21 protein-coding genes and 1 pseudogene are annotated in these 25680 nt (G+C 67.9%); 4 read left to right on the top strand and 18 right to left on the bottom strand.

The genetic code is table 11. The annotated features are described in order from the left end of the window. Positions 1 to 32 precede the first annotated feature (32 nt). Positions 33 to 1361, bottom strand: coding sequence for a L,D-transpeptidase family protein (locus tag ACFQE0_RS11780; RefSeq protein WP_378969776.1), 1329 nt, complete (start codon positions 1359 to 1361; stop codon positions 33 to 35). A gap of 412 nt (positions 1362 to 1773) precedes the next feature. Between ACFQE0_RS11780 and rcdA the strand changes: the two are divergent. Further along, positions 1774 to 2305: pseudogene (gene rcdA / locus ACFQE0_RS11775) on the top strand (protease adaptor protein RcdA). A 31-nt stretch (positions 2306 to 2336) separates the two neighbouring features. Here rcdA and ACFQE0_RS11770 read toward each other — a convergent pair. The 8 genes from ACFQE0_RS11770 to rpmE all read right to left on the bottom strand — a co-directional run bounded on the left by ACFQE0_RS11770 (position 2337) and on the right by rpmE (position 12114). Next, positions 2337 to 3590 carry a cytochrome P450 gene (locus ACFQE0_RS11770; protein ID WP_378969773.1) on the bottom strand — a complete coding sequence of 418 codons (1254 nt, stop codon included), beginning with the start codon at positions 3588 to 3590 and terminating at the stop codon, positions 2337 to 2339. Positions 3591 to 3615: 25 nt separating this feature from the next. After that, entirely contained in the window at positions 3616 to 4905 is a 1290-nt protein-coding gene (locus ACFQE0_RS11765; RefSeq protein ID WP_378969771.1) for an NAD(P)/FAD-dependent oxidoreductase, read from the bottom strand. After that, positions 4898 to 5095 carry a ferredoxin gene (locus ACFQE0_RS11760; RefSeq protein WP_378975436.1) on the bottom strand — a complete coding sequence of 66 codons (198 nt, stop codon included), beginning with the start codon at positions 5093 to 5095 and terminating at the stop codon, positions 4898 to 4900. The genes ACFQE0_RS11765 and ACFQE0_RS11760 overlap by 8 nt, the downstream gene beginning before the upstream one ends. Positions 5096 to 5924: 829 nt before the next feature. After that, positions 5925 to 7382, bottom strand: a complete 1458-nt coding sequence (locus ACFQE0_RS11755; RefSeq protein WP_378969769.1) for a peptidoglycan L,D-endopeptidase MepK — start codon at positions 7380 to 7382, stop codon at positions 5925 to 5927. A gap of 182 nt (positions 7383 to 7564) precedes the next feature. After that, the gene (locus ACFQE0_RS11750; RefSeq protein WP_378969767.1) at positions 7565 to 9577 is read right to left on the bottom strand and encodes a L,D-transpeptidase family protein; all 2013 of its coding nucleotides are present in this window, start codon (positions 9575 to 9577) and stop codon (positions 7565 to 7567) included. Positions 9578 to 9844: 267 nt separating this feature from the next. After that, a complete protein-coding gene (locus ACFQE0_RS11745; RefSeq protein WP_378969764.1) occupies positions 9845 to 11212 on the bottom strand; it encodes an ABC1 kinase family protein in 1368 nt (455 codons plus the stop codon). 90 nt (positions 11213 to 11302) lie between these two features. Further along, complete coding sequence (locus ACFQE0_RS11740; RefSeq protein ID WP_378969762.1) at positions 11303 to 11710, bottom strand: type II toxin-antitoxin system death-on-curing family toxin; 408 nt, start codon at positions 11708 to 11710, stop codon at positions 11303 to 11305. A 104-nt stretch (positions 11711 to 11814) separates the two neighbouring features. Next, on the bottom strand, positions 11815 to 12114 hold the full coding sequence (gene rpmE / locus ACFQE0_RS11735) for a 50S ribosomal protein L31 (RefSeq protein ID WP_378969760.1): 300 nt from the start codon (positions 12112 to 12114) through the stop codon (positions 11815 to 11817). 240 nt (positions 12115 to 12354) lie between these two features. Between rpmE and ACFQE0_RS11730 the strand changes: the two genes are divergently transcribed. After that, complete coding sequence (locus ACFQE0_RS11730; RefSeq protein ID WP_378969757.1) at positions 12355 to 14214, top strand: ABC transporter transmembrane domain-containing protein; 1860 nt, start codon at positions 12355 to 12357, stop codon at positions 14212 to 14214. 8 nt (positions 14215 to 14222) lie between these two features. Here ACFQE0_RS11730 and ACFQE0_RS11725 read toward each other — a convergent pair whose 3' ends face one another. The 3 genes from ACFQE0_RS11725 to ACFQE0_RS11715 all read right to left on the bottom strand — a co-directional run bounded on the left by ACFQE0_RS11725 (position 14223) and on the right by ACFQE0_RS11715 (position 16976). Then, the gene (locus tag ACFQE0_RS11725; RefSeq protein WP_378969755.1) at positions 14223 to 15236 is read right to left on the bottom strand and encodes a peptidoglycan -binding protein; all 1014 of its coding nucleotides are present in this window, start codon (positions 15234 to 15236) and stop codon (positions 14223 to 14225) included. Further along, on the bottom strand, positions 15236 to 16225 hold the full coding sequence (locus ACFQE0_RS11720) for a flagellar motor protein MotA (protein WP_378969753.1): 990 nt from the start codon (positions 16223 to 16225) through the stop codon (positions 15236 to 15238). Before ACFQE0_RS11720 ends, ACFQE0_RS11725 begins: the two co-directional genes overlap by 1 nt. A gap of 82 nt (positions 16226 to 16307) precedes the next feature. Further along, positions 16308 to 16976, bottom strand: coding sequence for a class II aldolase/adducin family protein (locus tag ACFQE0_RS11715; protein WP_378969751.1), 669 nt, complete (start codon positions 16974 to 16976; stop codon positions 16308 to 16310). Positions 16977 to 17457: 481 nt separating this feature from the next. Between ACFQE0_RS11715 and ACFQE0_RS11710 the strand changes: the two genes are divergently transcribed. Together ACFQE0_RS11710 and ACFQE0_RS11705 are read left to right on the top strand one after the other, a co-directional pair. Further along, a complete protein-coding gene (locus ACFQE0_RS11710) occupies positions 17458 to 18501 on the top strand; it encodes an HD-GYP domain-containing protein (protein ID WP_378969748.1) in 1044 nt (347 codons plus the stop codon). 118 nt (positions 18502 to 18619) lie between these two features. After that, positions 18620 to 19114: a CAP domain-containing protein gene (locus ACFQE0_RS11705; RefSeq protein ID WP_378969746.1), complete on the top strand. Its 495-nt coding sequence runs from the start codon at positions 18620 to 18622 to the stop codon at positions 19112 to 19114. 4 nt (positions 19115 to 19118) lie between these two features. Here the strand turns inward: ACFQE0_RS11705 and ACFQE0_RS11700 are convergent, their stop codons facing one another. The 6 genes from ACFQE0_RS11700 to ACFQE0_RS11675 all read right to left on the bottom strand — a co-directional run bounded on the left by ACFQE0_RS11700 (position 19119) and on the right by ACFQE0_RS11675 (position 25508). After that, entirely contained in the window at positions 19119 to 20075 is a 957-nt protein-coding gene (locus tag ACFQE0_RS11700) for a right-handed parallel beta-helix repeat-containing protein (protein ID WP_378969743.1), read from the bottom strand. 9 nt (positions 20076 to 20084) lie between these two features. Further along, positions 20085 to 21902, bottom strand: a complete 1818-nt coding sequence (gene recJ / locus ACFQE0_RS11695; protein WP_378969741.1) for a single-stranded-DNA-specific exonuclease RecJ — start codon at positions 21900 to 21902, stop codon at positions 20085 to 20087. Positions 21903 to 22005: 103 nt separating this feature from the next. Beyond that, a complete protein-coding gene (locus ACFQE0_RS11690) occupies positions 22006 to 23406 on the bottom strand; it encodes an NAD(P)(+) transhydrogenase (Re/Si-specific) subunit beta (protein WP_378969738.1) in 1401 nt (466 codons plus the stop codon). A 4-nt stretch (positions 23407 to 23410) separates the two neighbouring features. Then, positions 23411 to 23866 (bottom strand): proton-translocating transhydrogenase family protein, encoded by a 456-nt coding sequence (locus tag ACFQE0_RS11685; protein WP_378969736.1) that lies wholly within the window; start codon positions 23864 to 23866, stop codon positions 23411 to 23413. A 21-nt stretch (positions 23867 to 23887) separates the two neighbouring features. Then, entirely contained in the window at positions 23888 to 25033 is a 1146-nt protein-coding gene (locus ACFQE0_RS11680) for a Re/Si-specific NAD(P)(+) transhydrogenase subunit alpha (protein WP_378969733.1), read from the bottom strand. Between the two features lie 181 nt (positions 25034 to 25214). After that, a complete protein-coding gene (locus tag ACFQE0_RS11675) occupies positions 25215 to 25508 on the bottom strand; it encodes an aa3-type cytochrome c oxidase subunit IV (protein ID WP_378969731.1) in 294 nt (97 codons plus the stop codon). Between the last annotated feature and the right edge of the window lie 172 nt (positions 25509 to 25680).

Genomic DNA, 25680 nt, shown 5'->3' with positions numbered 1-25680 from the left:
CACGGGCCTTTTCGATTCAGGGGGTCGAGCGATCAGTTGGCGTCTTCGTCGCCCGGCTCGAAGGTCTGCGGCATGGTCGACTCGGCGCTGGCGACCGGGGTCGGGGCGCTGATGGTCGAGGGCACATTCACGCCGTCACGCTTGTAAATGTCGTCGCGGAACTGCACGACGCCGTCCGGGGTCGCCCAGGCGGTGATGTAGGTCCAGTAGACCGGCACCGGCGCCGACAGGGTGGCATCAACGCGCTTGCCGCTCTCGATCGCCTGCTCGACCTGCTCGCGGCCCCAGCCGGGCGTGTCCTTGAGCAGCCACGTGATGTACTCGCGCACGTTCTGCACGCGCACGCAGCCCGACGAGATGAAGCGGAAGTCGTCGCCGAACACGCCCTTGGTGTTCGTATCGTGCATGAACACGCCGTAGGGGTTCGGGATGTTGATGCGGACGATGCCCATCGAGTTGAAGTCGGCGCCCGAATCCTGGCGGTAGGTGTAGCGGGTGCCCTCGTCCGAGTTCCAGTTCACGGCCTTCGGCGAAACTTCCTGACCGTTCGACAGGATGCGGATCCGGTTATCCGTGAGGTAGTTCGGATCCTTCTGCATCTTCGGGATCAGGTCCTTCTTCACGATGGAAGCCGGGACCGTCCAGGTCGGGTTGAAATTGATCTGCGTCGCCTTGGTGTTCATGATCGGCGACTGGCGGTCGATCTTGCCGACACCCGCCGCATGCAGCGTCACGATGCGGCCGTCCTCGACGGTCTGCACCAGGGCCGCCGGGATGTTGGTGATGACGAAGCGGCGTCCGAGATCGCCCGAGTAGGAGCGCAGGCGCAGCACGTTGGTCTCGAGCTGGCGCAGGCGGATTTCCGCCGGCACGTTCATGGCCTGCTCGGTCGCCGCGCTCATGGCGCCGGTCTGGCTGAGGCCGTGACGGGCCTGGAAGCGCTTCACGCCCGCCGCGACGTAGGAATCGAACACGCCGGTATTGGCGGAGGCCGGGTCGAGATCGCCCGTCACGATCAGGCGCTGCCGGACGGCGGCCACGGCCGGGCCCTTCGAGCCGATGCGCAGGCGCTCGGCGCCATTCACCGGGCGCCAGCCGCCGCGCGAGACGATCTCGCGGTACTTCTCGACCATCTGCTCGGTGGCCGCCACGGTCTGGGGCGAGAGGATCGGCACGGTCTCGCGCTGAACCTGCATCGCGGCGGGCGCCGCGTAATCCTGCGCCCATTCGGCCTGGGCGTAACCGGATTGGTCCCGCGCCGGGGCGGCCATGGCGGCGGACGCCGCGGCCGTGCCGAGGGCGAGGCCGAGCAGGGCCGTGAGGCGGGGGGTGGTGAACCGGGTAGGTGCCTGATTGCGCATCGGTGGCTGGCTCTGGTCCAGATTTCGTTTGGCACGGACGGCCTGTGAAGGTGGCCGCACCGTGTCGTGTCGGGTTTTAATACTCCCTATCGAAGGGGCCGGAATGTGGCGCCGCCGTGCGGCGGCGCACGTCGACGTCCGCCTTCCCCCGGGTGCGGCCTGCGCGCCACAGTCGATGAGCCGGATTTGCGATCCACAGGCGGCTACGCAGCGCCGATCACGGAGAGGGCAGCGATCTGCTCAAATTCTCTCGCAGATTCGGCGAACGGCCGATTTGGCGGTTTAAGGTTAACGAGAGGTCAACTTCGCATCGGCGCGTGTAAGGCGCTAGGATTGCGTTGCCACCGCGAGATCCGCCGGGGGTTGGTCCGGCCCGGGACAGACGGGGCCGCTCCGCGGCACAGGAGGCACGATGAACGGATACGACGTCACGTTTCGGGACAACCGGGACTGGGTGGAGTTCGGCGCCAGCTACGTTCACTCGGACGCGTTCAAGGCTTTGTTCCGCGACGGCATGGCCCTCGTGGAAGAGACGGCGGGCTACCTCGACGGTGACGGACGCGACGAGTCGCGCCTGGTCTCGCGGGACGCGACCCTGAGCTACGCCGCCGAAAGCATGCGGCTGACGACGCTGCTCATGCAGATCGCCTCGTGGCTTCTGGTCCAGCGCGCCGTGGCCGAGGGTGAGATGACGCCCGCCCAGGCGACCGAGGAAAAGCACCGGGTGAAGCTCGGCGCCACCGAGCCGCCGAAGGCGGAGGCGTTCGCGCTGCTGCCGCTGCGGCTCCAGGAGCTCGATCATGCGCACCCGCCGCTTGCACTCGCGCATCCTGCACTTGGACGGGCTGATCACCGAAGACCGGCCGACGCCCCGCCCGGTGGAGAGCCCGGTCGCCGCCCAGCAGGGTCTGCTCCATGCCGTGTTCGGGCGGCGCGAGGGCTGAGGGGCCGAGCCCCCGGCCCGAAGCCAAGCCGCTATTCCATCCCCTCGATGGCGACATGCAAATGCTTCGGCCCGCGCAGGGCCGCGCCTGGCCGATAGGGCGGCGGGTCCTCGACAAGGCGGGGGCTCTTCAGGCGGCGCGTCAGGGCGGTGAGGGCCGACTCGGCCTCGAACCGAGCGAGGGGCGCCCCGACGCAGTAATGAAGCGATCCGCCGAATCCGAGATGGCGGATGCCGACCCGATCCGGATTGAATCGGTCGGGCTCGGGGAAGACTGACGCGTCCCGATTGCCGGCAGCGAGCAGCAGCACGAGGTCTGCGCCCTCCGGGATCGTCACGCCGGCGATGTCGATCGGGCTCAAAGTCGTCCGGGTCCGGAACTGGACCGGCGGCTCGTAGCGCAGCAGTTCCTCGACGACCTTTGGCGCACGGGCGGGATCGGCTCGCAGCTTTTCGAACTCATCCGGGTGGCGCAGCAGGGTCAGTAGGCCGTTAGTGATGAGATTCACCGTGGTCTCGTGGCCTGCGACCAGCATCAGCACCGACGTGGCAATCAGGTCGTAATCGCCCATCTTCACCCCCGAGGGCGTCGCCTCGTTGGCGAGACCCGAGAGCATGTCGTCCTTGGGATGGCGTCGCTTGTCCTTGATCAAACCCGCCATGTAATCGGCGATGGCGTCGAAGGTCCGGCTGTTCTCCGCCCGGGTCTCGTCATCCGTAAGGCTGTCGGGTTCGAGCGCCGTGGCGAGCTGCGTCGCCCAGGAATGGAATTGCGGCTCGTCCTCGCGGGGCACGCCGAACAATTCGCAGATCACGGTTACCGGCAGGGGATAGGCAAGGTCGTCCACGGCGTCGAAGCGATGGGCGTCGCGCTTGGCATCGAGCAGTTCCGCCACGAGCCGGTCGGATCGCTCGCGCATCCCCTGCACGCGCTCCCGCGTAAACTGGTGCATCACCGCCGCGCGCAACGTGTCGTGGTCGGGGGGATCACGGAAGATGAAGGGGCGGTGCTGGTCGGTGATCCGGTCCTTGATCGGCTTGATCAGGTAATCCTTCAGCGGATTGCCGGTCTTCGGCCTGTCGGCGGGTGGAAGCGTTTCCGAACTCACCCGCGGGTCACCGAGCAGGCTCGCAACGGCGCTATGACTCGCAGCCACCCACGTGCCTTCCGGCGTGCCGTCATCCTGTCGCGAGACCGGGTTCTGGCGCAGGCGCGCGTAGAGCGGATAGGGATTTGCCCGGTTCGCGGGGTCCTTCACCTGCGACAGGAGGGTGGCGTCGGCCATCTTTTCTAGGCTCCTTGCCCTTTGGTCAGGCGAAGCCCGGATCCTGGATCTCGGGCTCGCGCAGGGGGCGGTCGGTGGTAGCCTCGACCGGGGGGAACGGCGCGGCGGTCGCCACCTTTTCGGCATAGGCGGGAAGCCAACGGGCGCTGTCGACGGACAGGGCCGCGATACAGCGCCCGGCCCGCCCGTAGAGGGCGATGAAACGGCGCTCGGCCGGGTCGCCCTGCACGATGGCGACGGCATCCGCCCCATCGGTGAGACCGACCGACTTCACGACCATGTCTCCTTGCGTCGACCAGAAATTCGGCACCGCCGCGTAGGGCGCGACGGGCTCGACGCCCGCGAGCAGCCGCCCCGCATACTCCGCCTGCGCGACCGCATGGCCCCAATGCTCCAGCGCGACCCGGCGCCCGCCATAGAGCGGGTGCGGAAAGCGGGCGACATCCCCTGCCGCCGCGATGGTGTGATCCGGGTTTCCCAGTTCATCGAGGACGAAGCCGTGCTCATCGCAATCGACCCCGCCCTCATCCGCCGAGAGGCCGGACCCGGCAAGCCACTCGACATTGCGCACGGCGCCAAGGGCGACGACGACGACATCCGCCGAGAGGCGCTCGCCATCTGCGAAAACCGCGCCCGTCACGCGCCCGTCCCGATGGTCGAGATGCGTAACCTCGGTACCGAAGTGCATCTCGACGCCCCGGCTCTTGTGGACCTCGCCGATCAGCTTTCCGATCGTCGCGCCGAGCACTCGCGTCAGCGGGGCGGGCGACGGATCGATGAGTGCGACGGGAATGTCGAGTTCGCGACAGACCGAGGCGACCTCGCAACCGATGAAGCCCGCGCCGATCACGAGCACCCGCTGGGGCCGCTTGGCCAGAGCGAGCCGCAGCAAGGCCGCGTCGTCGCGGGTGCGGATCGTGAAGACGTTGCCGAGCCGCGCCTCGTCGTCATGGATCCACGGCCGGGCCCGCGTTCCGCTCGCGACGAGCAGCCGGTCGTATTCGAGGCTCTGACCGTCCGCGAGATGGAGTTGCCGCGCCACCCGGTCGAGGGACCGCGCCCCGATGCCGAGACGCCACGTGACGGTGTCATCGAGTTCGCTCGGAAGGCGGCTCGCCTCCGCGGGGACCAGCCCCAGCAGCACATGCTTCGACAGGGGTGGCCGGTCATAGGGCCGGTGCGGCTCATCCCCGACGATGGTCAGCGTGCCCTGAAAACCGGCGGCACGGAGGGCCTCGGCCCCGCGCAGGCCCGCGAGCCCCGCGCCGACGATGACGATCCGCTCCGGCGGTGGTTCGGATGGGCGGTCAGGCATTGGGATCCTCGACGCGGATCGCCTGAACCGGACATGCCAGACGCGCGCGCTCGATATTGAGGCGGTCGGCGGCGGAGGGGGCTGGATCGTAGAAAAGTGCCTCGCGCCCCTCGATGCGAAAATGACGCGGCGCCGCGTAGCAGCACTGCGCATACGCCTGGCAGAGGTTGAGGTCGACGCTGACCCTCAGGGGGTGGCGTCAGGTGAAGTGTCCGTTGGCATCGGCCAGCAAACCGCGCTCAGCCATCGCGGTTCCGTCCCAGAACTTCGCAACGCACCAGAAGGGGAGACGTTCGTGCCGAAACGGACGAAGTGCGTCGAAAGGGATCAATCCTTTCGCGGCGACGGGATTAACTTAAATGCCGGATCGACTGACAATCCATCTATAAAAGATTGTCGTTCATTGCGGCGCGCCATATCTCGAATCATGCAATTGCTGTATAGAGTTTGGCAATCTTGCGCCGCTCGTGCGGCAGCACCTTTTCGGGAGGTCTCCATGCCGTTCGGCGTGCGCTCCAGCCTCGTCATTGCCCTTCTTTGCAGCACGATCACAGCGTATGCGGCGGATGGCTCCACCTGGACCGATCCGCCTCCACGGGCACCGGAGACCGCCAAGGCGGCCCCTGCAGCTCCGGCGCCTCAAGCCGCCGCGACCGATACTCCGGCCGCGCTTTCCGACTCGACGCGGAAAGCGGCAAAGGTCCAGCGCAGGAAGGTGGTTGCGCAGAAGCGGCTCGCCCCGCGGCCCCGGCCGGTGGTGGTGGTGCGCACGATCCGCCATCCCACCCGGATCGTCACGATGCAGCCGATGCGGCCTGCGCCCCGTCGCTACGCCTATCCGGTCTATAGCCAAGCGGGCGTGCCGGTGGATTACGACGATCCGCGATTCGACCGGCTCGGATCGGCGGTCGGCTCAGGCTACCTCGTGATGCACCGGCGCACGGTCGAATATCCGGACGGGCGGATGATCCGATACTACCGGCCCGTGGAATCTGACGGCGACGAGTGAGGCCCAGGCCTCACTGGCCCCGGCGTAACGGGGCCGAGCCCGGAGCCGTGAAGCGGTCGCCGGAAAGCGCGCCTTCCGGCACGTCCCGCGCGAAGCGGGTGGTCACGCCCGATGTCGCGGCAACCGGTACATCCGGCGCTGCCGCTCGCGGTTTGGTGGTCGCCACCCGCACCGGCACGTCACGCCCGGCCGGCTTGGCGACGGACCCCATTGAGACCGCCTCGAACAGCGAGCGAAGCTGCGCCTTGGCGTCGGCGTCCGGCCCGACGAGCTTCGCGTGCGGAGTCGGCGCGACTTGGGCAGCGGGCACGGCGGGAGTCGAAGGCCGGAGCGGCAGGGCCATGCCGCCATCCAGTGCAGCCAATTGGACCGGGCGCGGCGGCGGCAACGGCATGGTGAGCGCGGCGGTGGCGACGATGGCGGTCTCGCTCGGACGGCGCGGCGGCAGCGGCGCGACGACGGTGGGCATCGCGGATTCGGACGGTGCGGCGGCACGCTCGGCGGTGAGCATCGACCGGACGTCGGCCGATGCGGATGGCGGCGCAACGGCGACGGGCGCCGCATAGGCCAAGGCGGCCTTGGCGGCGGTGGTGTCTTCGGCGTCGGCGCTCGCGACGGCGACAATCGGGGCACGTCCGCCCTTGCGCGAGGCCACGACCGGAGGCGGAGCGACCGTTTCCGGCTTCGACCCGCCGAACAGCCCGGCGAGGAAGCTCATCAGGCCGGGGCCGTCCTCCTCCTCCCCAGCGGCAAGCTGAGTGGTGATCCCCGCAACCGTACCTCCACGCGCCAGGATCTCGGCCTTCGCCTCCTCGTAGCGAGGCATCGGCCGTCCCTCGGCGGGCAGGTGCACGGTCTTTCCGTCCGGGAAGAGGCGGGCCAACTGGTCATGCGTCATGCGCGGCCACGAGCGCACCGAGCCGACATCGAGATGGATGAAGGGGTTGTGAGCGCGCGGATACCAGCCGACGCCGCCGCGCGACATCAGGAAGCCGACTTCGCGGATCCGATCGATCGAGACATCGGGAAGGTAGAAATCCATCGCCTTGCCGAGCATGTGCTGGCTGTACTCGGCGACCATCCGGGAGCGCCGCCGCAGCATCGCGTTGGTGCCGGGTGAGCGATAGGCGGAGACGATGTTGATCGGCTGGCCGGAGCCCACCTGCCGGTAAGCTTCCCACACCGTATCGAACAGGCGCGGGTCCATCTTGGTCGGCTCGTTGATCCGCCAGTCCCGCAGCAGCCAGTTCAACTGGTCGAGCGCTGCCCGGTCGTAGCGCCCATCACGCTTGAATGTGATGGTCGCGCTTTCCTGCGTATGGGTGTGGTAGATGGAAAGGGTGCGCGTATCGCCGTTGGCTACGGCGTTCTCGGTCTCGGCCGTGCCCGCGATGATCGCCACGAGGACGGCCGACGCGGCCGCGAACCATCGGCGGGCGAAGCGGGCGGACACGCGACTGGTCGGCACGGCACATCCTCCCGGAGCCCGCCCGATGCGGGGTGATCCGTGGCTGCACCGTGTCCGGCCCGGCCACCGAGGGGACCAGACCGCCGCGCGGCCATCTGCCCCAAACGGCTAAGCATGGACCGTGGCGAAATCGTGCCCTGTCGTGCGAACCCGCACGCTTCCGCGTGGAAGCTTGGCCGACGCTACCAGAAAGAGCGCGTGACGGGCGCGGGCGCCGGGGTCCACAGGCCGGGCTCGCCGTATTCCGGCCGCCCGCCACGTGAGGCACGTGGCGAATCGAACGCGTCCATCTCCGGCTGCGCGTAGGTGCGAGCGTGGGCGCGCACGGGAGCGGGAGCCGCGCGGCGCGACGGCCCGTGGCTGTGCGGAGCGGTGGATCCGGTCTCCTCGGCAACCTTGCGCGCAGGCTCCTTCGGCAGCTTGGCGATGGCCGGACCACCACCGCCCGGCAGGCCGAGGGCGGCCCGCATCGGCGCGTCGTAGCCATAGAGGTCGGGCGCCCGGCGCAGGGAGCCGAGATCATCCACGTAGGTGGTGAAGTAGGCGATATGGACCGGCAGCTTCTGCGGCAGACGGATGGTCCGCTCCCCCTTACCGATGAGCTTCTTCAGACGCTCCTCGGTCCAGTCCGGCAGCACCGTGTCGGCGAAGCGGAATGGGTCGTCCACACGCACACAGCCATGGCTGAACGCCCGGGTCGAAGCCGAGAACAGCGAGCGGTTCGGCGTGTCGTGCAGGTACACGGCATGCTGGTTGGGGAACATGAACTTGATGAAGCCGAGGGCATTCTTCTCGCCCGGCGGTTGGCGCAGAGAGATGTGACCGCCGCGGCGCACGATTTCGTACCCGCCCCAGGTCTTGCCGCCGTAGCTCGCGAGCTTCGGCGCCATGGTCTTCAGGATGGAGGGCGGCACGTACCAGGACGGGTTGACGACGGCATATTCCATCATCCCCGAGAAGATCGGCGTGGGCGATTCCGTCTTGCCGACGATCACGCGGGTCTCGTCCCGCATCTTGCCGTCGCGGAAGACACGCAGGCGGAATTCCGGCACGTTGACCAGAACGTAATCCGGCCCGAGCTCGTGCGGCAGCCAGCGCCAGCGTTCCATGTTCACGAGCAGTTCCGGCTCGTCGGACGACTTGGCCGCGCGGCCCGTTTCCGCAAGCGCCACAACGGTGCGCTTGTTGAGCACCCCGTTGCCCGGCAGGCCCCGAGCACGCTGAAACGTCGTCACCGCGTCGGCCACAGCGGAATCGTAAAGAGTCGGCTCGGCGGAGTTGCCATCGAGCTTGAAATAGGTCCGCAGAGCGGGCACGCGAGGATCGCGCATGCCGACCTTGAGGGTCGTACCCGGCGGCAGGGTCAGGGGCTTGGCCTCCTGCACCTTCGGCCCGCGAAGACGCGCAAGTTGTGCTTTCAGCGCACGATAGCCCTGTGAGGCGGGGTTATAGGCCGCGAGCACATCACCCGCCTGCTGGCCCGCCTCGGACAGCTTGCTCAGCACCGCGTCGTCCGTGGGCAGGTCGAGCGTCGGCGTGATCAAACGGGAGATCGAGGACGGGTTCGTGCGCCCTCCCCTCGCGTCCCGCGCATAGAGCACGGCCGCCGCCGAGAGGCGCAGTTCGGCCTCGGCCACGGCCTTGTCTTCGGGCTTCTCCGACAGCGAGGGGACCGGATAGGCACGGGGATCGAGCCCATCCTCGTCCGCAGCGGCGAGGCGAGACGCGATGGCCTTGGCGGCCGGCGTCCAGGCACCGTCCGCGATCCAGACCGGTTTGTCGCCACGCGCCTCGTAGAAGGCTTTGATCGCCGCCCGCTCCTTCGCGCCGAGGCGGGTCAGCAGGGGAGCGGACTCACCGAGCCGCGCGAAGATCGCTGCCGGGATCGGCTCGGCCGGACTCGTCGGCGCGGAGGCCGTCGGCGCCGGGGTCGGCGCGCTGTCGGGAGCTGGTTCCGGCGGCTTGTAATCGGTGACAGGGTTGGCAGGCGTCGTCGCCGCGTCATCGCTGACCACGCCCGTCGCGTTGGAACCAGTGATGGAAGCCGGATTCGGCGACGGCACCACGGTGGGCGTCGATGGGACATCGACGGAGGCCTGGGTCGGTTCGGGAGAGGCGGCAAGGCCTGGTCCGCCGGCCATAAGCCCGGCAAGGAGGGCAGCCAGCGCGACCTGGTTGGAGCGCGGGATGCGCATCGGATCCTCCCACCGGCGGCCGAACTGCCGCCACCCAACGGGTAGCTGTATCCCCTTAAGCCAAGCTTTAAGCAACGGCGATGGACGGCAACGCTCCCGGAGCTCTCGTCTCCCGGCGCGAATCCGCTTTCGTTTCACGCCGCTTATCCTGCCAGAATGCAGAACTGTTCGGGGCCAATGAGACCGGAACAGCAGCGAATTCTGGGGGCTAGGCGCAGATACTGACCCGGCGGCGGCGTGCGGTGGCGCACGCCGTCCTTCCATGGCTTACACGGGCTGGGGAAGCCCCGCTTCGTTCAAGGCCTTGGCCTGCCGCTTCGCGAGGGCTTCGGTCGAGAAATGCTCGATCTCGGCCTCGAACAGGCGGTGGTAGTTCAGCTCCGAGCGCAGGTGCAGGAACACCGCGCCGAGCCCCACCGCCGCCCGATCCATGAAGACGAATTCCTGCGGCACGGTCACCGGCCCGCGCTCCTTAAGCGCCTGGTGCACCTGGAACGCCTGCCGACGCCCGTATTCGCCGGGTTTCACCCCATCCGCCACGGTGCGCACACGGTCTTCCAGAAGCGGCCCGTAGATGAAGCGCGCCCAGATGTTCAGGATCTCGATCTTCTCCCGGTCGAGATCGCGGAAGCCCCACACCTCGTAGGCGTGGACGATGCGCGCCTCATCGTTCTCCAAGAGACCGCGATAGAGATCGACTACGCCGCCAACGAAGCGCGGGTGGAAGATGCGCACGCATCCGTAATCGAGCAGGTTGATGCCCGCCGGCTCGTCGCCATCGCGGAAAATCGTGTAATTGCCGAGATGCGGGTCGCCATGGATCACCGCCGCGCGGCTGAACGGGTGCCACCACGCCTTGAACATCGCCTGGGCGATGCGGTTGCGGATTTCGACCGACCCTTCCGTGAAGCCGAGGATCTTCTCGCCGTCGAGCCAGCCGAGGCTGAGGAGCCGCCCGGTCGACAGATCCGGGAACACCTCCGGCACCCGCACGGCATCGATGTCCTTCAGCACCGCACCGTACAGGCGCGCGTGCTTGGCCTCACGCTCGTAATCGAGCTCCTCACGCACCCGCGCACCGATCTCCTTGGCGATCTCGCGGGTATCGAGCCACGAATTCATCCGCCGGTGTAGGGCAAAGGCGAGCTCGAGCTGCTTCAGATCGGCCTCAACGGCCGATTGCATGTCCGGATACTGGAGCTTGCAGGCGAGGTTCCGGCCGTCCTTCGTCGTGGCCCGGTGAACCTGCCCCAGCGAGGCGGCGGCAGCGGGCTTCAGGTCGAAGCTGCCGAAGCGGCTCGACCAATCGGCGCCAAGCTCGGCTTGCATGCGGCGCTTCACGAAGGCCGCGCCCATGGGCGGCGCGTCGGCCTGGAGCTTCTGCAACTCGGCCGCATATTCGGGCGGCAGCAGGTCCGGCACGGTGGCCAGAAGCTGCGCCACCTTCATGATCGGCCCCTTCAGCCCGCCCAGGGCCTCGGCCAGGGCCGCGGCGTTGGTCGTGCCTTCCTTTCCGAACAGGCGGGACATGGCCATGCGCGCGGCGACACCGCCCACATTGGCGCCCACGCTGGCATAGCGCCCGGCGCGGGCGGTGAAGCGGTTGGCTTCGCGGTCTCTCTCGGCGCTGGACATCGTCTCTGGCATCTCGACTGTGATTGACAACGAGATATGGCTCGACCCCGCCCGCAGAAAGGCACCGGGACGCCGGGACGCGGGGCAAACTCAGGATGGGACCCAGTAGTCCCGGATCCAGCGGGTGAGACTCGCCTCGTCGATCTCGCCTGAGGCGAGACTGCGGATCATCACGACGACTTCCGCTTCGTCGGTGACGAAGACGAGGCCATTCGAACCGAGAAAGGCGACGAGAGCCGAAAGGATAACGCGCTTGTCTCCATCCAAGAAGTAATGATTCTTCGCAATGCCGAACGCGTAAGTGGCGGGCGATTCGGAAAGATCTGGTTCCTTGTAGGCGACCCGGTCAATCGCGCGACCCAACGCAGAATTCTCAGTGATCTGTAGCCAGTCGCCCTGAGGCAGGTTGAGCCGACTCACAAATTCCTTGAGCAGGATGGCCCCGTCGCATTGCCGATCTTCTTCACCTCGAGCTTCACGGCAGCCTCCGCCACCCACGTTCAACCAACGTATAACGCTGGGCAGGAAAGCCTTTCACCAACGAAAACGGGCGGCCCCGAAGGACCGCCCGCTCGAACATCCACTGCAAATTCGGGGGTCGCTTAACGACGACCGCCGAGGTTGCCGAAGCGCGAGGTGAAGCGCGAGACGCGGCCGCCGCGATCGAGCATCTTCTGCTCGCCGCCGGTCCAGGCCGGATGGGTCAGCGGGTCGATGTCGAGGTTCAGCGTGTCGCCCTCGGCGCCGTAGGTCGAACGGGTGCGGTACTCGGTGCCGTCCGTCATCACCACCTTGATGAAGTGGTAATCGGGGTGCTCGGTCTTCGCGCCCTTGGCCTTCGTCGGGGCCTTGGCCGGGACGGCCGCTACATTGGCCGGTGCCTTCGCCGGTGCCTTCGCCATGACTCGTGATCCCTATTGTTCTCGCACTCGGCGGGAGGCACGAAGGGCGCCGCCCGACCCGGTTGCCACTTTAAAACGGGTCTACGCGGTTGCGTCGAACGGGGAGTTCATGGCAACCGCGCGTCGGAAGCCGACCGGGTGGCGGCCCGCGGCCATTGAACACACGCAATCGGACAAGGGGCGGCGTATACCCCAGCCGTCCCGCCGGAACAAGCGTCGGGGAGTGAATGATGAGGCGTGATGGCCCGCAAAGGTAGAGCCGCCGACGGTGCCGCCGGTCCGGCACGGCCGAAGGCGCCGATCAAGGCGTTGCGCCCACTCATTCCCTTCGCCCTGCGTTACCGGGTCCGCATTGCGGCGGGCCTCGTGGCGCTCGCCTGCGCCTCGGCCTCGACCCTGGTGGTGCCCATCGCCATGCGGCGGGTGATCGACCACGGTTTCTCCGAGGACGGCAGCGGGGTCATCGATGCCTATTTCGTCGCTCTGCTCGGGGTGGTGTTGTGCTTCGCCCTCTCGAGCGCAGCCCGGGTCTACACGGTCGTCACCCTCGGCGAGCGCGTCGTGGCCGACCTGCGCTCCGCCGTCTTCGCGCGGCTGACGGTCCTCGACCCCGCCTTCTTCGACAAGGCGCAATCGGGCGAGATCGTCTCGCGCCTCACCGCCGATGCAACGCAGATCAAATCCGCCTTCGGCGTGTCGATCTCGATCCTGCTCCGCAACCTGTTCCTATTCATCGGCGCCATCGCGATGATGGTGATCACCAGCCCCAGCCTCTCCGTGCTGGTGCTGGCGGCGATACCTGTGATCGTCTTTCCCCTGATCTTCTCCGGGCGCGGGGTCCGTCGCCGCTCGCGGGCGGCGCAGGACCGGCTTGCGGAGGCTTCGGCCTACGCGGCGGAGGCGGTCGGCGCCGTGCGGACGATGCAGGCCTTCGGGCGCTCGGCCGACGCTGCTGCCCGCTTCCGGGCGGCCTCCGAGGAAGCCTACGGCGCGGCACGGGCCTCGATCCAGGCGCGCGCCATCCTCACGGGCGTAGCGATCTTCCTGATCTCGGCCTCGGTGGTCGGCGTCATGTGGTACGGCGCGCAGGGCGTACTCAGCCACAGCATGACCGGCGGTCAGCTCTCGCAATTCGTGCTCTACGCGGTGTTCGGCGCCGGGGCCCTGGGCCAATTGTCGGAGGTCTACGGCGACCTCGCCATGTCGGCGGGCGCCGCCGAACGGCTGACGGAAATTCTCAGCGCGGAACCGGCGGTGAAGGCCCCCGTGCCCGCCCTGCCCATGCCGGAGCCCGCACGCGGCTCCGTCGAGTTCGACACGGTGCGCTTCTCGTATCCGACTCGGCCCGGCCACCTGGCCCTCGACGGCTTGAGCTTCACGGCCGCGCCGGGCGAGCGCATTGCCCTCGTCGGCCCCTCGGGCGCGGGCAAGTCGACGGTGCTTCAGCTCCTGCTGCGCTTTTATGACCCGCAGGGCGGACAAGTGCGGATCGACGGCGTGGACGTGACGCGCGTCGATCCCGAGGCGCTGCGCGCCCGGACCGCCCTGGTGCCGCAGGACCCGGTGGTGTTCTCCGGCACCGTGTCGGAGAACATCCGCTACGGCCGGACGAATGCCTCGGACGCGGAGGTGCGTCATGCGGCGGAACTCGCCAACGCGCATGCCTTCATCGAGGCCCTGCCCCAGGGCTACCAGACCCAGGTGGGCGAGCGCGGCGTGACCCTCTCGGGCGGTCAGCGCCAGCGTATCGCCATCGCGCGCGCGATCCTCAAGGACGCGCCGATCCTGCTCCTCGACGAAGCGACATCGGCCCTCGACGCGGAGTCAGAGCGCGCGGTGCAGGCGGCTCTAGGCACATTGATGCGTGGGCGCACGACCATCGTTATCGCCCATCGCCTTGCGACGATCCGCGCCGCCGATCGCATCCTCGTCATCGATGACGGGCGCATCGTGGAATCGGGCACTCACGAAAGCCTGCTCGCCTACGGCGCCCTCTACGCGCAGTTGGCCAGCCTGCAATTCACCGACGCCCTCGACGAGACGGCGCGTGGGTTGGACACGGGCCGGAGCCGGACGGTGCCGAGCGAGGCGGCGCAGTAGGCGACGCGCTACCGCTCGGTGAGCTTCAGCTCGATCCGGCGATTGCGGGCATAGGCGTCGTCCGTCGTGCCCTGGTCGATCGGCTGGAACTCACCGAAGGCGCTCGCCAGCAGGTTCTGCGGCGGGATTCCTTTGCTTGCGAGGTACTGCACCACCGCGATGGCGCGGGCAGCGGAGAGCGCCCAGTTCGACGGGAATTGCGCGGTCGCGATGGGGCGGGCATCGGTATGCCCGTCAACCCGCAGCACCCAAGGTAGATCGGCCGGGATCTGCTTGGCGAGGTCGGACACGGCGCTTGCGATCCGGTCGAGTTCCGGCGCGGCCTCCGGCTTGAGGGTGGCCGACCCGCCGGGAAACAGAACCTCTGATTGCAGCACGAAGCGATCGCCGACCACGCGTATGTCGGGGCGGCTGCCGAGGATCTGCCGCAGGCGGCCAAAGAAGTCGGATCGGTAACGGGCGAGCTCCTGCACCTTCTGAGCAAGCGCGACGTTGAGGCGGCTGCCGAGTTCGGCGATGCGTGCCTGACTTTCCCGGTCGCGGGTCTCGGAGGCTGCTAGCGCGTCCTCCAGCGCGGCGAGTTGACGGCGCATGGCGGCGATCTGCTCGTTGAGCAGATCCACCTGGGTCAGGGCTCGCTTGGTGGCGCCGCGCTCGGCCTCCAACTGTTTGTCCAGCACGCCGGTCGCGCCCTGGCTCACCGTGGCGGCTTCGGCCTGGGTCTTGGCCTGATCCCGTTCGGCCTGAACGGCGGCGAGCGTCGAGCGCAGGCTCTGCAACTCGCTCTCGGTGCCCTGCTTCTTCGAGCGTTCGAGGGCGAGGAGATCCGTCAGATCGGCCAATTGGCGGTTGAGGCGAGCAAGCGTCGCATCGCGTCCCGTCAGTTCCTGCGAAACGAAGAACTGCCCCACCACGAAGACGGTGAGCAGGAAGACGACCGACAGCAGCAGCGTCGCCAGCGCATCGACATAGCCCGGCCAGACATTGATGCCACGTCGGCTGCGGGCGACGGTCGAGGCCATCAGACCCGCTCCCGGCCGAGCCGGTCGAGCACCTGCTTCAGTTCACGCTCGCGGCTCGCCTGGGCCTCCACCCAGTCGCGGATCATCTGCTGTTCGGCCCGCATGTGCTGGACGAGGCCCTGAATACCCTCCGCGAGGTTGGTCATGGCGAGCGTCGTGGCGCGGTTGCTGCCATTCTCGGCGATGACGGCGGAGAGATGATCCACCGCTTCCTTGAGTTCCTGCGAACTCGGCCCAGCGCGGACGGGCACGGGCGCAGCGACGGCCACGCTGGGCTCGGACGCCACCCCGACGGCCATCAGCCAATCCTGCAATTCGTTGTGGAAACGGGCATGCGCCTGCCCCGCCTGCAACTCAAGAAAACCGGTGATCAACGACGAGGCGAGGCCGAACAGCGAGGCCGAGAAGGCGAGGCCGATGCCCGAGAGCGGCACGGCGAGGCCTGATTTCAGCTCATCGAACATCACGGCGGCGTCGCCCCCGCCGCGCATGCCCTTGATGACGCCGCCCACGGCCGACAGCGTGTCGATGAGGCCCCAGAAGGTGCCGAGCAGGCCGAGCAGGATGAGGATGCCCGCGATATAGCGCAGCATCTCCCGCCCCTCGTCGAGCCGCGCGGCGATGGTGTCGAGGAGCGTCACCGTACCGGGAACGGCATTGCCCCCGGTGCGGGCGGCGATGGCCCGCGACAGCGGCTTGAGAAGGTGCGCGGGCCGGCGCGCGACCTCGCCCGCCGCTGCCGCGTTGACGAAGGCGACCTCCCGCGAGAGCCGGAAGACCTGACCGAAGGCGATGATGATCGCGATGAGCAGGACGCCCAGGATCAGACCGTTGAGACCCGGATTGGCCAGGAAGGCGGGTGTGACTTGCTTGAAAAGGATGAAGGCGAGAAACCCGACAAGGGCGAGGAAGATGACCATCCGCGCCAGGTAAATACCGGGCTTCGAAAGCGGCCTGTACTGGGTTTCGCGGGTATCGCGCGCGGCCATCGGTCTGTCTTGCCTACGGAGACGGGATGCCGGACTTCGCGGAGCCGGTGCGCGCGCACTCTGGCGGCATGATCCTGCCCAATCAAGTCGCGCTCTTTGCCGGGTTGCCGGCATTCAGCCCGTATCCACGGAAGCGCTCGACCGTCTCGGCGATCTCTGCATCCGAGAGTATTTGCGGCGTCCCAACTTGCAACGCGACCGCGTATTGCTGGCACAGGGTCTCCAATTCCTGCGCGAGCCAGAGCGCCCGCCGGAGATCGGCCCCTGCGGCAATCATGCCGTGGTTCGCCAGGAGGCAGCAGGACCGGTCCTCCAGGGCATCCAGCGCCAAGCGGGACAGGGCCTCCGTCCCATAGGGCGCGTAGGGCGCGCAGCGCACGTCGGGGCCTCCGAAGGCCGCGATCATGTAATGGACCGCCGGGATCGGCCGTCCGCAGATCGCGAAGGCGGTGCAATGGACCGGATGGGCATGCACCACCGCGCCGACTTCCGGCCGCGCGGCGAGGATATCTCGGTGGAAGCGCCATTCCGAGGAGGGCTTGGTGCCCTCCGGATAGGAGCCGTCGAGCCCCATCGGGACGATGCTCTCCGGCGTCAGTTCCGCCGTCGGCACGCCGGAGGGCGTGATCAGCAGACCATCGCCGAAGCGGCAGGAGACGTTGCCCGAGGTGCCGCGGTTCAGACCCAGCGCGTCGAGTTCGCGCGCCGCGGAGACCACCCCCTCCCGTAGCTGCCGCTCCTGCTGATCCATGGCGAGCCCCGTCCCGTTTTTCTCAAGGCGTGACGGCGTCCCGCGGAGGCCGCCATGCCCGTGCATCTTGATCGCCTCGCCTAGTCTCGCGCGCGGCTTTGGTCCAGGCAGAGCGAGATCGGGGGCGGACGAGGGACACGGCCTCGGCAGCCACGGCGTGCCATTGGGCAACTATTTGAGCCGTGCGAATAACTATTGTCTGCTCAAGCTGAAGCAGGAATGAGCGAGAATTTTCGCCAATTGTCGGCTAAGATCCCTGTTCCCGGCACTGATGCCGATATACTATCTCACCAATTATGGCCGCTTCCGCATCACGAAAAGGTGTCCGCGCCCTGCCTTGAAATTGGTGCCTCTGCGAAGCGCGACTGCGACATAGTTAAGCTTTCCATAGGAAGGCACTGATAGTCTTATCCAATCAGCGACCTTCTTCCACACCCACGAGGTTCGCGTGTCGTCGTCTACGGACAGGACGCTTCCTCCTGTGAGAGAAGCGTTCGTCCTTCTGGTCTCCGACCGGCCATCGGAACGCGCCGCTCTCGCGCGAGCGATCGGCTTCGTCACGAACTGCCGGCCCCATGCGCCGGGAGATTCGCCTCACCCGGGGCGGCCGGTCTTTGCCCTTCTCGATCTCCCGCCTCCGGCACTGGCGAACTGGACCCGTCGCCTGGACCGCTTCACCCCCGCCGTGCCACGCATCGTTCTCGCCAGAGGCGAGGGCATCAAGCCGGATGCCAACACCCTCGTTCTTCCGGCCGGGGCCACGCGTGAATCCATCCTGAGCCGGGCCTTCGTCCTGATCGAGGCGGCCACGCGGGCGGCCGAGGCCCTGTCCCGCCGACTGAACGAGCGGGCCAAGGCCGCCAGGACCCTCGTGACCGACCTGTTCGACAGCGCGGCCATCGGCGGCGCACTCCCACCGCAGGACATCGAGCGCGGCACGGAGTTGGTGCTTGCTGCGGTTTCGGAAGCCGGCATCTCGGCTTGGCTTGCGGAACTCTGGCAGCACGATGCGGGAATCTACGAGCACACGCTGAGCGTGGCGGGCCTCTGCGCGTCCTTCGGCGCGCGGATCGGCCTGTCGCGGGCGGATCTCACACGGCTCGCCCGCGCGGGCCTGCTGCACGATCTCGGCAAGTCCCGCATCCCGAAGGAGATCCTCGACAAGCCGGGCCGCCTGGATGCGAATGAGATGCGGCTGATGAAGCGCCATCCCGAGATCGGGGCGTCCCTTCTCATCGCGGAGGGCGGGTACGATGCCGAGGTGATCGACGTGGTGCGCCACCACCACGAGCGGCTGGACGGCACCGGCTATCCCGACGGGCTGAAGGGCCCGCAGATCGCCGACCTCGTGCGGATCGTCTCGATCTGCGACGTGTTCTGCGCCCTCACCGAGCGCCGGGCCTATCGCCAGCCCGCCAAGCCCGCGGAGGCCCTGGCCATCATGGTTGAAACACGGGGCCATCTCGATCCAGTGCTGCTCAAAGCGTTCACCCCCTCGATGCTGGCCTGCGAGCCCTTCGCCTGAGGGGCGTGGCGCCTGCGCAACGCGATTGCGCCGCGCGACTGTAGGAACGTCTCTCGCCGCGCTTTCGCCGCATCGGCCCCGGAGGGACCCACGATCCGTTTCGACAGCAGCCGATCCCGTGACGCCGATCCGCCTTCTCCCCCTCGCCCTCATCCTGTTGCCGCTGGCCGGCTGCGGAAGCCTGCCCCTGACCGAGGAGCCATCGGCCCGCTATTCGACCCGTACCACGGTGCTGGACGAAGTCGCCGCCGCCGCCGCGATTTCGGCCTACCGCGTGCAGCACGGTCTGAGCCCGGTCGTCGTCGATCCCGGCCTCGTGAAAGCCGCCTCGTTCCAGGCGGGCAACAATGCGCGGCATGGGCAGCTCAGCCACGATGTCGGGGGCAGCTTCACCTCGCGGATGAACGCGGCGGGCCTTGCCCGCTCTTACGCCGCCGAGAATCTCAGCGCGGGCGCGGAGAGCTTCGATGAGGTGTTCGCCCGCTGGAAGCGCTCGACCGAGCACAACAAGAACATGCTGATTCCGCAGATCCGCCGGATCGGCATCGCGCGGGTGGACGCACCCGATACCCGCTACAAGCGGTTCTGGGCTCTGGTGATGGCGGGCGGCTGACCGGTCACTCGATCCGGTTGGGCTCGACGACGTTGCCCGCGCCGTTGTCACGGTTGTCGGCGCTGCTGCCGAACGGGTAGCCGGAATCGTCCCAGCAATGGATGTCCCAGCCGTTGCGGGAATTCACGACGATCGGCGCGGTGAAGTACCCTGCGCCCCGGAAGCTGTTGTTGGTCACTACATTTTCAGAGGGCGTCTGGTGGCGCACCGTGCCGCCCTCGCCGCAATTCCGGTAGAGGCGCACCCCGCCCTCCCCGTGCAGGGCGAAGCGGTTGCCGGTGATCCGGTTGCGGGCCGAACCATCGACCGCAACGATCTCCCGGCCCGTCCGGATCTCGAAATCATTGTCCGCGATCACGTTGTCCGCGCTCTCGGCATCGAGATAGACGGCGGTCGCGGATGACATGCCGCCGATCCGCGAGCCCTTCAGGGTGAAATGCGTCACCCCCGGCCCGAGATAGATCGGGATCCGGCCGAAGGCGGTGATCGCCGCATCGAGAATGCTCACTCGGGTCGGCGCCGCCGCTTGGGCACGCTCTGTATGGCCGAGGCTGCGAGACGAGTCCCGCACCAGCGGACCCTGGCCGTTCATACCCATTCCCCAGATCCGAATATGCCCGAGGATGGCGCAGGCCCGGATCGTGATGTCCTCCGGCCGGTCCCAGGTCGGAAAATCCTGCGTGGGCGGTCGCGAGCGGATCTCGACCGCGAAATCGGTGAGACCGGTGGCTGTCTCACCGGGGCCGATGGTACCGCCGTCGCAGATCACCCGGACGCCCGAGGCCTTTGCCCCCTCGAGGAGGAGTCGCTTCGTCACGCGCTCATTCCGCCCAAGGTGCAGGCTACAGGTGAGCGCGACGACGTCGTCCCCGGGCTTCCGGGGCGCGAGGATGCGGGCGCGGGTCGCGCCGTCGCAATCCGGCGCCGGGCGCACGATGGCAGGAGGTGGGGAGGCGTCCATTTCCGGCAATCAATCCGCCGGGGCGAGATCGACGATACGCAATTGCGCCCGATCGGCGCCCCGCCACTGATCGCGCGAGAGCGTACCCACGGCGTGGACCTCCCGGCCGACACTGTCGAGGATAGCCCGGCCGAGTGGCCTCTCGGCGGCGCGGAAGCAGATGGCCCCCACTGCCTGCCCATCGCGACTGCGCAGCCGGGCGCGGACATGGCCAGTACCGACGATGCCCGCATCGACAATGCGATGGCGGGCCAACGCGAAAAGCGGCTCCGGTGCGCCCTGGCCGAAGGGCCCCGCACGCTGGAGCAGCCGCACCGTCTCGGCCGTCGCGCCCCCGGCGCTGAGCGTGCCGTCGATGAGCAGGGCGTCTGCGGCGCGAGCCTTTTCCACGGCCGCGCCCAGGTTGGAGGCGAGATGCGCCTCGAACGCCGCGATCGCATCGCCATCCAGGGTGACGCCCGCCGCCATGGCGTGGCCGCCGCCCTTGCGCGCCCTCCCCGCCTCGACGCAGGCGCGCACCGCCTGCCCGAGATCGACCCCCGGCACGGAGCGGCCGGAACCCGTGGCGCTGCCATCCGGCCGGATCGCGAAGGCGAAGGCCGGGCGGCCGAACCGCTCCTTCAGCCGCGCCGCGACCAAGCCGACGATGCCGGGGTGCCACTCCGCATTGCCCATCACCAGAACCGGCAGGTCAGGATTTTCGGTCAGAGCCCGGTCCATTTCGGCCTCGGCCGCGGCCACCGCCTGTGCTTCGATCGCCTGCCGCTCGCGGTTCAGCCGGTCGAGATCCACGGCGATGCGCGCGGCCTCCACCGGGTCACGCGTGGAGAGCAGCCGCGCACCGAGGGCGGCATCGCCGATCCGGCCGCCCGCATTGATGCGTGGCCCCAGCACGAAGCCGAGATGCCACGCCTCCGGCGGCTCGGAGAGCGAGGAGGCATCGAGCAGCGCCGCAAGGCCGGTCCGCCCCCGGTGGCGCATCACCGAAAGGCCCTGCACCACGAAGGCGCGGTTCAGATCGCGCAGCGGCACGACGTCGGCCACCGTCGCCAGGGCGACGAGATCGAGGGAATCGGTCAGTCGCGGCTCGGGCCGCTCGGGGCCGAAAAAGCCCTCGATCCGAAGGTGTCGGTTCAGGGCGACCAGGGTGAGGAACACCACCCCCGCCGCGCAGAGATGCCCGAGGCCGGACAGATCGTCCTGCCGGTTCGGGTTCACCACCGCATGGACCTGCGGCAGGATCTCGGACGCTGCGTGGTGATCGAGCACGATCACGTCGAGCCCGTTCCGGGCGGCCTGCTCAAGGGGGCCATGGCCGCTCGTGCCGCAATCGACGCAGACCAGAACCCGCGCCCCTTCGGCGGCGAGCGCCGCGATGGCACCCTCGTTCGGGCCGTAGCCCTCCGCGATCCGGTCGGGGATATGGACCGGCACGGTGAGGCCGAAGCCGCGCAGATATTCCGCCAGCATGGCCGCGCTGGCTGCGCCGTCCACGTCGTAATCGCCGAACACGGCGACGGTCTCGCCTTTGCGCACCGCCTTGGCGAGACGGCGAACGGCCCTCTGCATGTCGAGAAGACTGTCGGGATCGGGCATCAGGTCGCGCAGGCGCGGCGCGAGATACGCTTCGGCCGCATCGGGCACCACGCCGCGCCCGGTGAGCACGCGGGCGAGCAGCTCCGGCAAGCCGTGGGCCTGCACCATGCGGGCAATGGCGCGGTCGCTTTCCGGGCCCGCGCAGCGTTCCGCCCAGCGTCGGCCGGTCACGGAGCACTCGACGCCGAGAAGGGATGTGGTGGGTTCGATCAGGGCGGAGGCGGCAGACACGCACGCATCCTACACCGCCTGCTCGGGCAATGCTGTGGCACCACCCACACGAAAAAGGGCGGCCACAAGGCCCGCCCCCGATTCCGCTCCCGCTTTGGGGAGATCAGAACGCCTTGAGGATCTGATCGACCACTTTCTTGGCGTCGCCGAACAGCATCATCGTGTTGTCGCGGAAGAACACCTCGTTCTCGACGCCCGCGTAGCCGGAGCCCATGCCGCGCTTGATGAACAGCACGGTCTTGGCCTTTTCCACGTCGAGGATCGGCATGCCGTAGATCGGCGAGGTCTTGTCCGTCTTGGCCGCCGGGTTGGTGACGTCGTTGGCGCCGATCACGAAGGCCACGTCGGCCTGCGGGAACTCACCGTTGATGTCTTCCAGCTCGAACACCTCGTCGTAGGGCACGTTCGCCTCGGCGAGCAGCACGTTCATGTGGCCCGGCATGCGGCCCGCCACCGGGTGGATGGCGTACTTCACGTCGACGCCTTCCTTCTTCAGCATATCGGCCATCTCGCGCAGGGAGTGCTGCGCCTGGGCGACCGCCATGCCGTAGCCGGGGACGATGATCACGCGCTCGGCGTTCTTCATGATGTAGGCCGCGTCGTCCGACGAGCCCTGCTTCACGGGGCGCGTCTCCACTTGGCCGCCACCGGCAGCAGCGGCGGCATCCCCACCGAAGCCGCCGAGGATGACCGAGATGAACGACCGATTCATCGCGTGGCACATGATGTAGGACAGGATGGCACCCGAGGAGCCGACCAGCGAGCCCGTGATGATGAGCGCGAGGTTGCCCAGGGTGAAGCCGATACCGGCCGCCGCCCAGCCCGAGTAGGAGTTGAGCATCGACACGACCACCGGCATGTCAGCGCCGCCGATCGGGATGATGATCAGGCCGCCGAGCACCAGCGACACGATGATGATCAGCCAGAAGATGGCCTTCGACTCGGTACCGATGAACAGAGCGATCAGCAGCACGAGGCCAGCCGCCAGCGCGGCGTTGATCAGGTGACGCTGCGGCAGCATGATCGGCTTGCCGGACATGCGGCCGTCGAGCTTCGCGAAGGCGATGACCGAACCGGTGAAGGTGATGGCGCCGATGGCGACACCCAGGCCCATCTCGAACAGCGACTGCTTGTGGAAGTGGCCGTTCTCGATGATGCCGAAGGCCTGCGGAGCGTAGAGAGCACCCGCCGCCACGAAGACCGCCGCGAGGCCGACCAGCGAGTGGAAGGCAGCGACGAGCTGCGGCATCGCCGTCATGGGCACGCGCTTGGCGATGACCGCGCCCGCGCCGCCGCCGAGGCCCAAGCCGAGCAGCACCAGGAACCACGCGCCGATCCCGGCGGGCGGATGGCCGACGAGGGTGGTCAGGATGGCGAGCGCCATGCCGACCATGCCGTACATGTTGCCCTGGCGGGAGGTGGTCGGGTGCGAGAGCCCCCGAAGCGCCATGATGAACAGGACGCCGGCGACGATGTAGAGGAGTGAGGAGACGTTCTCAGACACCGGCTCAGCCCTTCTTCTTGTACATGCCGAGCATGCGCTGCGTGACGAGGAAGCCGCCGAAGATGTTCACGCTGGCGAGCACGATGCCGATGAAGCCGAAGAAGCGGGCGACGCCCGTACCCTTCTCGATGAGCGGCACACCCACGGCGAGCAGGGCGCCGACGATGATGACCGACGAGATGGCGTTGGTGACGGACATGAGCGGCGTGTGCAGCGCCGGGGTCACCGACCACACGACGTAGTAGCCGACGAAGATCGCCAGCACGAAGATGGCCAAGCGGAACACGGTCGGATCGACGGCACCGCCGGTCGCGGCATGAATGCCGTGACCCATGCCGTCTGCGATGGCCTGCGCCTGATCGGCGGCGTTACGGGCGACGGCAGCGGCGGCGCGGGCGGCGTCCGACAACACCCGGGCCTGTTCGGCTGCCTGATCGGGAGGAACGACAACGTTTGCCATGAGTGAAATCCCCTCGACGGATCAGGCGGCCGGCTTAGGCTGGAAGGAGGCGTGGACGACGGAGCCGTCGCGGGTGAGATTCGTGGCCTTCACGAGCTCGTCGTCCCACTTGATGGCGAGGGCCTTGGATTCCTTGTCGACCAGCGTCTCGATGAAGGCGAACAGGTTGCGGGCGTAGAGGCTCGACGCCGTCGCCGCGAGGCGGCCCGCCACGTTGAGGTGGCCGACGATCTTCACGCCGTTCTCGGTGGTGACGATCTCGCCCGGCTTGGCGCCCGCGACGTTGCCGCCGCGCTCGACGGCGAGGTCCACCAGCACCGAGCCGGGCTTCATGGAGGCGACCATCTCCTCGGAGATGAGCTTCGGGGCCGGACGGCCGGGAATGAGGGCCGTGGTGATGACGATGTCCTGCTTGGCGATGTGGCCCTTCACCAGATCGGCCTGCTTCTTCTGGTACTCGGCGGACATCTCCTTGGCGTAGCCGCCGGAGGTCTCGGCCTGCTTGAACTCCTCGTCCTCCACGGCGACGAACTTCGCGCCGAGGGATTCGACCTGCTCCTTCGTGGCGGGGCGCACGTCGGTGGCGGTCACCACGGCGCCCATGCGGCGAGCGGTGGCGATGGCCTGGAGGCCGGCGACGCCGACGCCCATCACGAAGACGCGGGCGGCCGGGACGGTGCCCGCCGCCGTCATCATCATCGGCATGGCGCGGCCGTATTCGGAGGCGCCGTCCACCACGGCGCGATAGCCCGCGAGGTTAGCTTGCGAGGACAGGACGTCCATCACCTGCGCGCGGGTGATGCGGGGCATCAACTCCATGGCGAAGGCATCGATGCCCGCATCCGCCATCTCCTTCAGGGCCGCCTCGTTGCCGTAGGGGTCCATGATGGCGATGACGACGGCGCCGCGCTTGAGATGCGGCAGTTCCTCGGCGGCGGGACGGCGGACCTTCAGGACGAGGTCGGCGTCACGGGCGGCCTCTTCGGCGCTCGCGGCGATGGTGGCACCGGCGGCCTCGAACTCACCGTCCGGGATACCGGCGCGCTTGCCCGCACCGGCCTCGACCACCACGTCGGCCCCTAGACCTTTGAATTTTTTGACCGTCTCCGGCACCGCCGCGACCCGCGGTTCCGCGGAGTCCCTTTCGGACAGCACAGCGATGCGCATGCGACGTACCTCAGACAAAAGCGGACCAGATCCCGCCATGCTCCAAGCTGAGCAGGTTTTCGAGGGAACTAGTCAAGTTGCGATAGGAGTTTGTGAGCCGTTGTAACCCGTCAGCCGTCATGCCGACGGGCACTCCAGGGGGATCGAACGATCCCCCGGTTCGCATCGTTCGCCTGAAGCGTCAGGCGAATGCGAGGTAGAGGGCGAGCAGGATAGCCACCACGAGCGGGGCGCGCCAGCCGACAGCCGGGGCCAGAGCGCCGACGGCGCCCGCCGCGCCAGAGACGACGACGCCGAGAATCGCCAGCATCCACGCTTCGCGGATGCCGCCAACGGCAAGGGCGAGAACCCAGCAAATGACGACGCCGGTGCCGATTTCAACGAAACGGACGAATCCGCGGTAGGTCTGCTCGTGTGTCGACCCGTCCATAGCCGGGCTGTAGGCGTGCCCCGACACGGTGTGACTCTCGGCCATTTGATGCGGATCCCTTGGGCGCAACTGTTTTTGTTGTTAGCTTATCTACCCCACGGGCTCAATCGTCGCAATTGCTAGCTTTTCCAAGGAGGAAGGGCTTCGACAGGCGATTTCCCGTACCAAAGTCGAATTGCCGCCTCGCCCTTGGGTTGCGGGCAGGCGGATTCGATTC

The organism is Methylobacterium komagatae (assembly GCF_042661665.1).
Classification (GTDB): Bacteria; Pseudomonadota; Alphaproteobacteria; order Rhizobiales; family Beijerinckiaceae; genus Methylobacterium; species Methylobacterium komagatae.
This window is presented reverse-complemented; position numbering and strand designations above follow the sequence as displayed.

Coding starts and splice junctions, on each gene's coding strand:
- ACFQE0_RS11765 (WP_378969771.1), bottom strand. CDS start 4,905: ATGCCTGACCGCCCATCCGAACCACCGCCGGAGCGGATCGTCATCGTC.
- ACFQE0_RS11685 (WP_378969736.1), bottom strand. CDS start 23,866: ATGGCAAACGTTGTCGTTCCTCCCGATCAGGCAGCCGAACAGGCCCGG.
- ACFQE0_RS11700 (WP_378969743.1), bottom strand. CDS start 20,075: ATGGACGCCTCCCCACCTCCTGCCATCGTGCGCCCGGCGCCGGATTGC.
- ACFQE0_RS11720 (WP_378969753.1), bottom strand. CDS start 16,225: ATGGCCGCGCGCGATACCCGCGAAACCCAGTACAGGCCGCTTTCGAAG.
- rpmE (WP_378969760.1), bottom strand. CDS start 12,114: ATGGCGAAGGCACCGGCGAAGGCACCGGCCAATGTAGCGGCCGTCCCG.
- ACFQE0_RS11675 (WP_378969731.1), bottom strand. CDS start 25,508: ATGGCCGAGAGTCACACCGTGTCGGGGCACGCCTACAGCCCGGCTATG.
- ACFQE0_RS11725 (WP_378969755.1), bottom strand. CDS start 15,236: ATGGCCTCGACCGTCGCCCGCAGCCGACGTGGCATCAATGTCTGGCCG.
- ACFQE0_RS11770 (WP_378969773.1), bottom strand. CDS start 3,590: ATGGCCGACGCCACCCTCCTGTCGCAGGTGAAGGACCCCGCGAACCGG.
- ACFQE0_RS11750 (WP_378969767.1), bottom strand. CDS start 9,577: ATGCGCATCCCGCGCTCCAACCAGGTCGCGCTGGCTGCCCTCCTTGCC.
- ACFQE0_RS11730 (WP_378969757.1), top strand. CDS start 12,355: ATGGCCCGCAAAGGTAGAGCCGCCGACGGTGCCGCCGGTCCGGCACGG.
- ACFQE0_RS11745 (WP_378969764.1), bottom strand. CDS start 11,212: ATGTCCAGCGCCGAGAGAGACCGCGAAGCCAACCGCTTCACCGCCCGC.
- ACFQE0_RS11780 (WP_378969776.1), bottom strand. CDS start 1,361: ATGCGCAATCAGGCACCTACCCGGTTCACCACCCCCCGCCTCACGGCC.
- ACFQE0_RS11680 (WP_378969733.1), bottom strand. CDS start 25,033: ATGCGCATCGCTGTGCTGTCCGAAAGGGACTCCGCGGAACCGCGGGTC.
- ACFQE0_RS11715 (WP_378969751.1), bottom strand. CDS start 16,976: ATGGATCAGCAGGAGCGGCAGCTACGGGAGGGGGTGGTCTCCGCGGCG.